We start from the raw sequence: 12,377 nt of genomic DNA, 5'->3' as shown, positions 1-12,377 counted from the left end.
TGATTATGGTTTGGAATTTCCTGCAGATGTTACCTCTGGTCCAAGATAAGTTGGTTCCGATCCACCAAAATCCAGCACCAGCTTTTGCAACACAACACCGGGATTTACCATCCAGAATTTTACTGTGTGCTTTCCGGGCCTGGCGATTTTATGACTAGTAGATTTAATAATGATGTTTTCCGACACCCACTTATTCCATATCCCTTTATCGCTAGTTTTATCTTCCTTGTTTAAGCTGACAATTTGTGGTTGCTCCTCATCTACCGACATAGCGTATTGCAGACCGTTTTCATCTCGGAAAAAATTTAACGTAGGCGAAAAGTAAGCATTGATCGAAAACTCTCCCTCCTTTTCTACAACGATATCATACTGAAGATGTGGCGAATTACCACCTGGCTTCTGTTCGCTGGCCGTAACCGGAAAAGGCGTAATCGCCGAGCCGGTTCTCCCGTGATCGGGCAAAACTTTCCAGGTGATATTGTTTGTACTGATCGCTTTGGTAAACTGCTCAGCTTCAATGGAAATGCCTCGTTTGGCTTCTACAACTGGAACAGCATTGACAGCTACCGTTGAATCAGACGGAATGTACTGTATAGTTGGCATCTTTTGGTGATTAGGCTGCTGCCAGTACGTATAGCCGATGTGCGTCTGGCTCATCAGGTGATTCCACTTGCCATTATTTAATTGATGGTATTCCTGCGTAATCAGCGAGTCATTGACATACAGTTCTTTTACTTTATCGGCGTACTGATTTGTCTCTTTCCATTTATTAGCATACGCCTGCTTGTTCAATGCTACGTTATAATACATCGCATTCAGGTTCGCACAGGCTTTTATCGGATGCAGTACCAACTGGAAATAGGCATCTTTATACATAGCCGGTAAAATGTTGTTTATTTCCTCCGCTTTTTTTAGAAGATTAGCATAATCAGTAACTACTGTTTTCCATTCGCCCGTAGACAGGCTATACGTATTGGCGTCGAGCAATTCTGGTTTTCGTCGGGAATTATATTTTCCGTATTTGGCCAGCAACGTAGCAATTTCCTTGGCGTTTGCTTTCCCAAACTGGTCAGCCGCCCATTTTTCCGTGTACGTCATTAGTTGATCAGCGTCGATTTTTTCGGGATTCCAGGCGTAGTCCAGAAAGAATGAAATCGGAAATTCCATGGGTTTGATATCGCCTACGTTAACAATCCAGATATCCCGCACTTTATACGCCCAGGCCAGATGCATCTGTTCCCAGATCCGGGGTAGTGGATTTGTATTCAACCACTTGTAATTACGTGGACCGCCAACATAATCGAAATGATAGTAGATTCCGTAGCCACCTTTACGTGGTTTTTCGTCGAGCCTTGGCAGTTTCCGGAGATTTCCCCAGTTATCGTCGGAAAGCAGCAGCGTTACGTCGTCGGGCACGCGCATTCCTTTATCGTAGTAATCCTGCACCTCTTTATACAACGCCCATAATTGCGGAGTTTCGGCAGCCGGTTTTCCCGTTACGTTGCTAATAATGTCGCGCTGATCGGCCACGATACGTTCCAGAAGTGCCGTCGCTGTTTCTCTGGACATGGGCGCATCGCCATCACCCCGCATACCGACGCTCACGATCTTTTCATTGGTCGCTCGCCGGATGCCATCCCGCCAGAATTGCTGTAGTTTTTCTTTGTTGGTTTCATAATTCCACGGTCCACCACCGCTGCGTCGCCATTCATCGTGCGCCCGCATGAGCGGCTCGTGGTGCGACGTACCAATAACTACGCCATACGTATCGGCGGCTTTTATATTCAGTGAATCGTCTGCATAGAAGGCATTTCCCCACATAGCAGGCCAGACATAATTGCCTTTCAGTCGAAGAACTAACTCAAAAAACCTCTCGTAGAATTTGTGGTTGAAGCCACCGAATTTTTCCTTGGTCCAGCCGGAGAGCGCCGGTGCTTCATCGTTAATGAACAAGCCGCGATACTTTACTTTCGGGGCATTGGTCAGGCTGATATTTTCTTTAATGAAAATCTCCTTTCGCTTTACAACCGGTACGTCGGCCCACCAATACCAGGGTGAAACGCCGATTTGTTTCGACAACTCAAATACGCCATAAGCGGCTCCTCGCCGGTCGTTACCCGCAATGATGAGCGCCTGCGCTACGTTCGGAATAGGCTTGTTAATCGTTTGCAGCAGCGTGGCTTCCCAATGACCATCGATTGCGTTTGTATTCAGCTTTTTCTGCGAAACCAGTTGTTTTAAAAACGCAGACTGCTGAACCGTACCGATAACAAGGAGATTTCTACGTACCTGACTGAGCGACGTAACGACGGGTATCTTTTTCCCAGTTACGTCTTCAATATCCTTTTGCAAAAGCGTTGCTGCTGTTTTTACAAGTTCTGGTTCGCTGTTATCGACATAAATGACAGCCTCAGTAACAGCAAACGAGGATTTATCAGCCAGAATACCCTGCGCCCAGCCAGAAGCTGAACAGACAAGAAGTAAGACTATAATCAGGTTTCGTTTCGTGGTTGCGTTCATTTAGTAATCAGTTTGTTATGCTCAGATACGAAGCATCATAAACTAACGTAAAAAAGCAGTTTGCGTAAGCGAACGTAACGGCCACTTGCACAAACTGCTTTTACTACGTTCAATCTGTTAGTAACCAGGATTCTGCGGAAATTTTGGTCCCTCAACAACCCGATCAATTTGTGTTTGCGGAATAGGACGTAGCATGTGGAAATCCTGAATATAGGGAGCCGCTTCCCGGTTCCAGGCTTTTACGCGACGTACCAGCGAACGGGTACGTACCAGATCATGCCATCGCTGCCATTCGCCGAACAGTTCGCGAGTACGTTCATCCAGGATAAAATCTACTGTTACGTCGGCGGCTGCAACGGTCATGGCAGTGGCAGCCGCCGTATTTTGAGCAGCTGTATTGGTTTTTCGGAAAGCAGCTCGTTGACGTACTACGTTAAGCAAAGCCGCAGCTCGGGTTGCATCGCCAGCTTTCAAGTAAGCTTCAGCACCCGTCAGGTATACGTCGGCGAAACGGTACAATACACAGGGGCGGGTCGATGGATCGTTGAAGTTTGCGCCCCGGCTTGGGTCCATGAATTTCTTCAGTGAAGGAAAAATGGTATTATCCCACAAGCTGGGCGGTACAACAAGGCCTTTAAAAGGCCGGGCACCGATGAATTGTGGCGCGCCTTCTACTTCAAAATCAGGCATCCAAACGGCCGTATCGGCACCCGCAACCGTTGTGTAACCGATCCCCCGTTTATTATTGGCAGCCGTAGCTGTGTTAGTAACGGATGTATTGGAAATATAGACTGTGTAGAACGAATTGATAAACCGGGAATCGATATTCCGGTTTGTAAACGCCTGATCCAGAAAGTAATTCTTGCCCGCGTTCGCACCCGTCGTCCACTTGTCACTATTTGGCCGCATACGAACGTAAGGACGCCCATATTGCGAATCCCGAATCATCAATGACGTACCACTGTTCACATAGGCCCCTGCCGCGCTTTTGTACGAATTGATTCCGCTGTTGTTGGGGTAATTCCAGGTTGTATACCAGGGCGTCAGATTATTCGCAGCTCCACCACTTTCGCCAGAACCAACTTTATAGTAACCATATTTGGCATCGAGCATGTGATCGCTGACAAACATGGTTTCTTTGCCATAATCATTGGCCGGAACAAACGCATCGCCAAAGTCCTGCCACAGATCGAGGCCATACGTCGACTTATTGGCAATAATATCGGCACAAAGGCTAGCCGCTTGCGTAAAATCGGCGGCTGTATTATTGAGCCAGCCGCGAGTCAGATACGCCTTGGCTAACAACAGTTGGGCAACAGGCTTAGTAGCGGCTTTACCCAGAAACGGTGTAGTCGGCTGATTTGGCAGATCGGCGGCTGCTTCGGTTAAATCTTTGATAATCTGCTCGTAAACCTGCGCTACTGGCTGGCGGGAAGCCGCCTGCGAAGGCACCGTGATAAACTCGGTGTTGAGCGGTACGTCGCCCCAGGTCTGCACAAGGTAAAAGTACCAGAACCCCCGTAAGAACTTGGCCTGAGCCAGGTATTGCTTTCGAGTAGCCTCGGGCAAATCCGTTGTCTGGCCGTATTTGAGTACGCCATTTAACGTATTGATGTCCTGATAAGCGATACCCCAGGCCGAGCCGAAATTGCTTCCATTCAGGCCGTTATACGTATACGCTGGCCCTCCTCCGCTACTGGCACCCTGTATAAAGTCGTCTGTACCAGCCTGCATTTCTACCGTAAACCCCTCGGTGCCCCACTGAGAGCGGATGTCATTATAGACGCCGGCAATGCCACCCAGAACGCCAGAAGGCGTATTGAAATAAGAAGGCACAATTTGAGATTGTGGGCTTTCTTCTAATATTTTTTCGCAGCCCGTGCTGAGTAACGCTGTGAAACTCAGTATGGCCAGAACTTTTATGGTTTTCATCGTCGTATCAAAGGTTAGAATTTAAGATTTACCCCAAGCGTGAATTGGCGTACGGGAGGGTTGTTCAGGTTCACGGCAATCTGGCGTTCTGGCGTTCCGCGTTCGCTGGCATTCTGCGGGTTCAGAGTCGACGTACCACTCGCATAACTATTCCCTTCCGGATCTACAGCTAGATTCTGACTAACCAGTGGCGAATAAATAATAAACGGGTTGGTGGCATTGAAATAAATCCGGGCGGAGTTCATACCAATTTTTTTAATTAACTCGCTGGAAAATGTGTAGCCCAGGTTGATGCTTCTGCACTTGATGAACGAGCCATCATAATAACCCAACGTCGATCCAAACCAGGCTACGGCTCCACCGGCATCGGGTGCCGGATAAGCATTGGTTGGGTTTGTTTCGGTCCAGTAGTCAACTTTCACCTGGTTCACCCGCGCCTGATTGAAGAACGCAAACCCGCCCGAACCGGTCGAATTACCCGTTAGATAAGGTACGATTACTTTCATACCCATCCGGGCATACGTAACAATCGACAGATCGAAGTTTTTGAAACTGAACCGGTTCGTGAAACCGCCTTCCCAGGAAGGCTGGAAATTGCCAAGAATCTGCCGGTCGTTGGCATCAATTTTTCCGTCTCCGTTTATATCTTCTACTCTGATCTGGCCGGGATACTGAACTGGTGACGTTTGTTTAGCCAACGTACCATTTTCCTTATCGGCGGTTTGCCAGATACCGATTTTCTTGTAGTCATAAATTACCGAAAGCGGTTGCCCAACAAACCATCCGGCTCCGATATTCGATTGTTCGGTTGGTGTAGTGAGCTGCGTAATTTTTTCCCGATTAAAGAAATACGTAACGTCGGCAGTCCAGTTAAAGCCGCCCGGGTTTCTAAGAATCTCAAATGTCAGCGCTGTTTCTAAACCTTTGCCTTCTGTTCTCCCTAAGTTTTTTAGCGTCGAACCAGCACCATTGCTAGGCGGCAGCGGTACTGACAAAAGAATATCCTTTGTTTGCTGATGATACCAATCGACAGAACCTGTAATCCGGCTATTCAGGAAACCAAAATCAACCCCGATATCGATTTGGGATGTAGATTGCCAACCCAGACCCGTAGCCGGTAAACTCGTAACGGTATAAGCCAACTGCTGACCGGCAGTACTCGTACCGAAATTGTAATAGCCAGCCGATAACGCGCCTAACGTAGCATAAGCACCCACGTTTCTGTTTCCGGATAAACCCCAGCTCCCCCGTAATTTCAGGTTCGATATGAAAGCAGCCTCCTTCATAAACGACTCTTCGATTACGTTCCAGCCAGCACCGATAGCTGGATAGTTAAAATATTGATTTCCCGGCGATAACGTAGAAGAACCATCTCGACGTAGCGTTAACGTCAACAAATAGCGGTCGTTGTAACTATAGTTTACACGACCCATGTACGAAAGCAGACCAAGTTCAGAAAAGGAATTACCAAAGTCAGAATTGGCCACGGGAGTACCGGACGCCAGCGAAAAATTTGACGTTTTGATGTAATCCGCCGGAACACCAGTTATTGTAAATCGGCTTCCTAACGAATGGTTTTTGGTAATCTCATACAGACCGGTAACACCAAATTTGTGCTTTCCTATTGTTTTATCGTAGTACAATAAGTGTTGTAGGTTGACATCCCAATATTCGGTATTACTGATCTCAGCGTTCGATGATGACTGTACGGTTGCCGTATTGAAATAAGTAAGTGGGCCATTGTAGCCATTGTAGTTCGAATGGCTGAAATTCAAACCCGCATTAAACCGATAACGCAAACCGGGCAGAATAGATAATTCAGCGTAGAGGCTGTTGAAGGTACGTAGTGATCGCGTACGACCCAGATACGAATCTCTCTTGGTATTGATTGTCAACGGACTAATGGTAGCGGCATCAATCGAACCCTCAGCTGGAAATAAATTTACGCTTCCGTCTGCATTGTAAGGCGCAGCCAACGGGGTTAAGCGTACCAATCCACCCGGAATGCCACCCCCACCCGGCGTATTTTGATACGTTAACGTATTCAGCGTGTTCAAGCCGACTTTGATACGTTTGCCAATCCGCTGATCAAGCGTTGCCCGAATGTTAACACGGGTGAAATCCTGGCTGGGGATAATCCCTGTTTCGTTGAAATAACCCAATCCCAATGAATACTGCGTATTTTCAACTCCGCCCGTCATGCTGAGTTGATGGTTTGTCATAAAGCCGGGTTTGTAAAGCAAGCCTTGCCAGTCGGTCGAGATACCGGCCGCCAGGGCATCTTTTTCTTTTTGGGTAAGCGGGTAAGACGACGTACCGGGCGCCGTACGGTTGTATTTGGCCGCATCATCTTTAAACTGGGCGTATTCCTGACCATTCATTACGTTGTATTTTCCCATAATGGTCGTAACGCCATGGTAGCCATCGTAGCTGAATACCGGTTTACCTACTTTTCCGCGTTTTGTAGTGATCAAAATCACCCCGCCGGCCCCTCTCGACCCATAAATAGCCGTTGCCGAAGCATCTTTCAGGATTTCCAGATTTACAATATCATCCGGGTTTATATCATTGAGTCCGCCATAGGGAATGCCATCTACCACAACCAGTGGACCATCCAAACCATCGCTCCCGCTGGAACTGGTGGTCAGCGTTCGGTTTCCCCGAATTCGAATCTGCCCCTGCGAACCAGGTGTAGTACCATTGCTGACAATAGAAACCCCAGCCGCGCGACCCTTTAACTGATTGACCAAATTTGGAGCAGGCACTTCACGTAAAACAGTTTCGCTGACCGAAGCCACCGCACCCGTTACGTCCCGTTTGCGCTGCGTACCGTAACCCACCACGACTACTTCATTGAGCGTTTTGTCATCAGCAGTCAACGTAACGTTTATTACCGATTGATTTCCTACGGCTACTTCTTGTGTAGCATAGCCAATAAACGAGAAAACCAGTACTGTGCCCGCTTCATCGGGAATAGCGATTCTATAATTTCCGTTTCCGTCTGTGGTTGTGCCGCGCGTTGTGGTTTTTATCTGGATATTCACCCCTGGTAAACCTTCTCCATTTTCACTCGTCACGCGCCCCGTTATTTGTTTATCGGCAACGGCGCCCATATTGATTTCGGTGGAAGCGTTCTGCAGAAGCTGCGACGCCGGAGCAACCGTTCGTTTTATCACAATCTGCTGACCCACAACTTCATAAATCAAATCAAGTGGCGCCAGAATATGATCCAGTACTTGCGAGAGCTGTTCATTTTTAGCCTGATAACTAATTTTTCGCTTCGACTGAATGATTTCACGACTAAACAGAAACTGGACGTTCGCTTGTTTTTCAATCCGCCGAATCGTCACTTCAACATCTTCATTTTGGGCTGAAATAGTAACCCGTCGACTCAGAAGTTCCTGCGCCATACCATCAGAAGCAAAGCCAACATGGGTCAGCGCAAAGGCTAGCAAAATTTGCAGGCTTGTGATTTTCATAATCCTGATCCAAACATTGCGGTTAATGGAAAGGTAATGCATACATTTATGCGTTTTTGTTATTTTAGGAAGAAATGGCAAAAAACAACCCCTTCTCTATCACAGAGATATGATGTGTTTACCTGGCACATTTAGGGGATTCAAAGCGGTAGTGTTGGTAGCACTATCGCTTTTTCATTTTAAAAAGAAAATGGGGTTCAGAGCATAGGCGATCGCTAGATTAAGTGGTGACGAGAAAATTAATTGCAGCCATGACTTTGAATAATCAACTGGTTATTAACGATTTCAAATTTTGCTTCAATAGTCAGACAGATAAGCCGAATTTTCTCCAGGAAAGGCACATCATTGAGTTGTCCGGTAAACGTGCAGTTAGTGAGCAGCTGCCGATCATATTGAATCGGCATGTGATAACTAGATTCCAGTTGATCAAATACATCAGGAACAGGCGTAAATTCGAAGCTAAATTGCTGATTAATAATAGCAGACGAGCTTTCTTTTGACGTAACGATCTCACGTTTGACAACCTTTTCCGTTCTGGTTTCCAGGTTAAGCTGTTCGTCCTTTACGAGTAAAACCGTCTGATCAGGCGAGTCGACCGGAGTAACCGAAACTCTACCTGTCTTCACCTTCACAACGGCCGATGATTCTTTGGCAAAGGAACGCACCTGAAAGCTGGTTCCCAACACTTTAGTGGTCAGACTGGACGTGTACACCAGAAAGGGCTTAGCCGGGTTTTTGGCCACTTCAAAAAAACCTTCCCCTTGCAAATACACTTCCCGAAGGTTGTGGTTGTCCTGTTTATGGAAACGTATTTGGCTACCCGTTGACAGCAGAACCGAAGAATTGTCGGGCAACAGCACCACCAATGATTGCCCCGTTACGTTCTTTACAATTTTCCACTCCTGATCGTTTTGCTGGATCACGTAACGTTCAGTTGCAGGTACGTATTGGCTGGAATTTACTTGATCAGTTTGCCACCAAACAACAACACCGATCACTGCAGCTGCGGCCGCCCAACGTCCCCACTGCCACAATTGCCTTACGAACGTAGTATGTGTGGAGAGATGATCTAAGATTCTCTCTGAACTATCTCGTTTCTGTAGATCTGAAAGTTCAAGTTGTTTGCCCTGAATTACCAGTAACGTAGCAACAGCTTGTTCGTACAAATCCCTTTTATCGGGATTTTGAGCCAGCCACTGCTGCCAATAAGCTTGATCTTCTGGCCTACGTTCTTTAACCCACGCCCGAAAAGCGTCGTTTTCTAAAAAGTCTTCAACCGTTGAAAATTGTTCGGGGGGCGGATACATTGGTACTTTTCTACTATTTTATTGATAGTATGAAGTATTGTTTCACTAATACCCTTCTTAAAGGAAATTTTTTTGAAAAAAAATGCAAATCGCTAGTATTGTGTGTACTAGCCAACGCGTCCGAAGCTTACTGAGCGCTTTCTGAAGAAAATTAGATACCGACTGACGGTTTACGTTCATTACTTCGGCAATCTCCGGTATAGATAGATCTTCATAATAACGAAGGTATAATGCTTCCCGCTCACGGGCCGGTAGTGCCGCCAACTGATCCTGAACCATTTTCGTCATATTAACTAATGATTCCTGACGTATCAGTAGCGTCTCTGAGTCAATATCTGTAGCCACCGATGTATCCCAATCCAGTTCTTCGTATCTCAGTCGTTTCTGAGTACGTAGATATTGTAAGATGTGGTGACGTATTGATTTGAGCAGGTAATGTTTGATGGACTCCGTTTCATTGATCTGTAAACGGTTCTGCCAGAGCTGTAAGAATAACTCCTGGATACAGTCCTCAACCACCGCTTCTTCCACCATAAACTTTAGGCCATAGTGCTTCAGCGCGCCATAATAGCGTTCAACTAGTAAGCCTAATGCCTGTTTATCACCAGCGCGATAGGCTTGCCATAACAGCTGATCATGTGGTTGATAAGTCATAAAATACGCTTATGACGTATGCTTATAAAAATTAAAAATTATAAAATTTTCCCGAATTATTCAATTATCACCTTAATAACAGTAAATCGCCGAACAGAGACGTACTTATCTGAACAAATATTTAATCGCTAATAAATAACGAAAAATTTAGGGACAATTAGTGTAAAATTGACACTCATTTCTTAAATGTCAATGATTAATACAAATATTTTTGGGATGAACAGACTACAATTTTTCAGATGAAAACAGATTAAATTAATAAGTCAGGAGCGGACGTGGCAATCTGTTTAGGTAGGAATAAAATTCAGGAAGGAGTCTGTTTCCTGCTTATATCTGACTACGTCAACCTGATAATAGTAAGCCCCACGTCTCGAAAAGCCTTTTTGCTTCTCGTCTAGTTTGATCAGCAAATTCGTAGAGAGAATCTTCCGACTGAAATTCCGCTTATCGAAATTAGTATTGTAGATAGCGTCATAGAGCTTTTTCAACTGCGGAATAGTGAACTTCTGCGGCAACAGCTCAAAGCCAATTGGATGCTGTGCTGCTTTATAACGTAGCCGCTTAATGGCCAGATTGACCATATCGCCGTGGTCGAAAAGCAACGTAGGTAAGTCGTAAATAGAAAACCAGCGAGCCTGAAACATTTCGGAAATCCGGGATTCATAATCGGCCACTTTCACCAGCGAGAAATAAGCAACAGAAATGGTGCGCGCAATAGGGTCACGCTGAGGATCGCCAAATGCATATAACTGCTCCAGGTAAACATCCGTAAGTCCGGTTAGCTCAAACAGAATACGGGCCGCTGCCTGTTCGAGCCCCTCGTTAGGTTGCAGCCATCCTCCCATTAATGACCAGGTTTGGTCTTCAACACCCCGTTTCACCAGTAACACCTTTAAACTTTCACCATCGAAGCCGAATATAATCGAATCAAGGGCTAACAAATAAGGATGCTGCTGCTTGTACTGATCTAACATAGATGATTCGCTAACCAGCATTTATTTCTTAAAAAATACAACAATCATCCCCAGTAACATTAATACAATCAGCACATTCGCAATAGCTCGTATCATTGTCGAAATGCTTATCGACTGATCCGTACTATCCATCGTTTCGATACCAGCGTACAGCGAATTTCCGGAGGCAACTGCCGGGGCAGCTTCCCCGTTTATACCTGCTACGTTCGTTGACGAAACGTCCTTTCCCGAAGCTGCTACGTTTCCACCACCTATCTGTAATCGATACTGAGGCAGCAACGTATCGTAGCGGGCTTTTTTCGGATCGAAGTAAATCCATTGAAAGCGATCAGCCAGCGGCAACGAACCATTCTGGTGCGGTACCAAGAAATACGTAAACGTCTTCTGTCCAGTTATTTGATTACCGTTATGGTTGATCGTATGCCGCTCCTCGGGCGGAAAAATATCGAGTTCCGCGTTTGTATTTATAAGAGCCGGTGCCGATAACGTAGCAATGTTGCCTTCGCCCGTAATGGTAAAGGCATAACGGACACTTTTTCCGATCGTCATGTGCTGCCGTTCCAGACTCTCCTCCAGCCGAAACTCGCCAACCGGTACTCGACCACGTAGCGGATGTTTGGGCAACGTTTTCACGGAAACAAGAACGGGTTTGCTGGTGAACGAAACCATGTCGGTATTTGCCGACGGTGGCCCGATAACCGGGCGTGGGCGAGCCAATTGCAATGACACCGACGGTATACGCAGTGACTGATTGGAAAGCGGAAAAAAGACGGATTGATAGAGCCGGAATTCCCTGAATTTCTTCCCTTTAATCGTTACCTGAATCGGTTTCAAATCGTTTATAGGCAAGTTTTCCTCCCAGGCGTTGGCTGGACGGATTTTTTTGGTGATTACCTGCAATTGCCGGTCAAGCGCCACAAAATTGAGTATATACGGGTAATTATCAGCCACAAAAAACGATAAAGTCATCGCTACGCCTTCTCCCGAATAAATCGAGTTTCTGGATGTACGTAACGACAGAAAAGCCGCTCCGGTTGGCGTGATATTTTCGGTAGTCAGTTGAGTATTACCGGCGCTTTGTGTACCCGTGGCTGGTTGCACAATTAGGGTTGCACCCTCCGATTCAACGGTCTTGTCATTAACCGTAATTTTAAACGGGGGCAACCGATATCGTCCAGGAGCGCGGGCTTGGTAATTCTGTGTAATAATCTGAGATACTACATTATCGCCACCTACTTCACTAGTCGTAGTACTGGTTAAAATTCCTTTTTTAGTGAAACCGTCGATGTCGGGAAAATTTACTGTGGCACGGGTCTCGCTGTTGGGAATAATAACCGAAATCGCAAAGGGCCGCTCAATCGGAAAAGTAGTACTGCCTAATTCAATAGACGGAACATTATCAGTTACTTGCGCTATGACCACAAGCACATTAAAAAAATATAATACAAATGTTTTGCGGAATATTACAAGAAACATTACTAATTTTGAGCAACAAAACAGGCTACAAATCG

Annotated in this window: 7 protein-coding genes; all 7 read right to left on the bottom strand. The window is 46.1% G+C overall.

All coding sequences use genetic code 11. The features are described 5' to 3' along the window. Positions 1-3 precede the first annotated feature (3 nt). The 7 genes from ACYVF1_RS00895 to ACYVF1_RS00865 all read right to left on the bottom strand — a co-directional run bounded on the left by ACYVF1_RS00895 (position 4) and on the right by ACYVF1_RS00865 (position 12,294). Positions 4-2,520 carry a glycosyl hydrolase 115 family protein gene (locus tag ACYVF1_RS00895; RefSeq protein WP_461074664.1) on the bottom strand — a complete coding sequence of 839 codons (2,517 nt, stop codon included), beginning with the start codon at positions 2,518-2,520 and terminating at the stop codon, positions 4-6. A gap of 117 nt (positions 2,521-2,637) precedes the next feature. Beyond that, positions 2,638-4,452, bottom strand: coding sequence for a RagB/SusD family nutrient uptake outer membrane protein (locus tag ACYVF1_RS00890; RefSeq protein WP_461074662.1), 1,815 nt, complete (start codon positions 4,450-4,452; stop codon positions 2,638-2,640). A gap of 14 nt (positions 4,453-4,466) precedes the next feature. Then, the gene (locus ACYVF1_RS00885; RefSeq protein ID WP_461074660.1) at positions 4,467-7,931 is read right to left on the bottom strand and encodes a TonB-dependent receptor; all 3,465 of its coding nucleotides are present in this window, start codon (positions 7,929-7,931) and stop codon (positions 4,467-4,469) included. A gap of 239 nt (positions 7,932-8,170) precedes the next feature. Beyond that, positions 8,171-9,238, bottom strand: a complete 1,068-nt coding sequence (locus ACYVF1_RS00880; RefSeq protein WP_461074658.1) for a FecR family protein — start codon at positions 9,236-9,238, stop codon at positions 8,171-8,173. A gap of 57 nt (positions 9,239-9,295) precedes the next feature. After that, positions 9,296-9,892: an RNA polymerase sigma factor gene (locus ACYVF1_RS00875; protein WP_461074656.1), complete on the bottom strand. Its 597-nt coding sequence runs from the start codon at positions 9,890-9,892 to the stop codon at positions 9,296-9,298. A gap of 287 nt (positions 9,893-10,179) precedes the next feature. Next, the gene (locus tag ACYVF1_RS00870) at positions 10,180-10,866 is read right to left on the bottom strand and encodes an NUDIX hydrolase (protein ID WP_461074654.1); all 687 of its coding nucleotides are present in this window, start codon (positions 10,864-10,866) and stop codon (positions 10,180-10,182) included. 21 nt (positions 10,867-10,887) lie between these two features. Then, positions 10,888-12,294 (bottom strand): BatD family protein, encoded by a 1,407-nt coding sequence (locus ACYVF1_RS00865; RefSeq protein WP_461074652.1) that lies wholly within the window; start codon positions 12,292-12,294, stop codon positions 10,888-10,890. Positions 12,295-12,377: the final 83 nt, after the last annotated feature.

This window comes from Spirosoma flavus (assembly GCF_054778555.1).
This window is presented reverse-complemented; position numbering and strand designations above follow the sequence as displayed.

What these genes read in the sequence shown, in the direction of transcription:
- ACYVF1_RS00870 (WP_461074654.1), bottom strand. Translation starts at nt 10,866, where the DNA reads ATGTTAGATCAGTACAAGCAGCAGCATCCTTATTTGTTAGCCCTTGAT.
- ACYVF1_RS00875 (WP_461074656.1), bottom strand. Translation starts at nt 9,892, where the DNA reads ATGACTTATCAACCACATGATCAGCTGTTATGGCAAGCCTATCGCGCT.
- ACYVF1_RS00880 (WP_461074658.1), bottom strand. Translation starts at nt 9,238, where the DNA reads ATGTATCCGCCCCCCGAACAATTTTCAACGGTTGAAGACTTTTTAGAA.
- ACYVF1_RS00885 (WP_461074660.1), bottom strand. Translation starts at nt 7,931, where the DNA reads ATGAAAATCACAAGCCTGCAAATTTTGCTAGCCTTTGCGCTGACCCAT.
- ACYVF1_RS00895 (WP_461074664.1), bottom strand. Translation starts at nt 2,520, where the DNA reads ATGAACGCAACCACGAAACGAAACCTGATTATAGTCTTACTTCTTGTC.
- ACYVF1_RS00890 (WP_461074662.1), bottom strand. Translation starts at nt 4,452, where the DNA reads ATGAAAACCATAAAAGTTCTGGCCATACTGAGTTTCACAGCGTTACTC.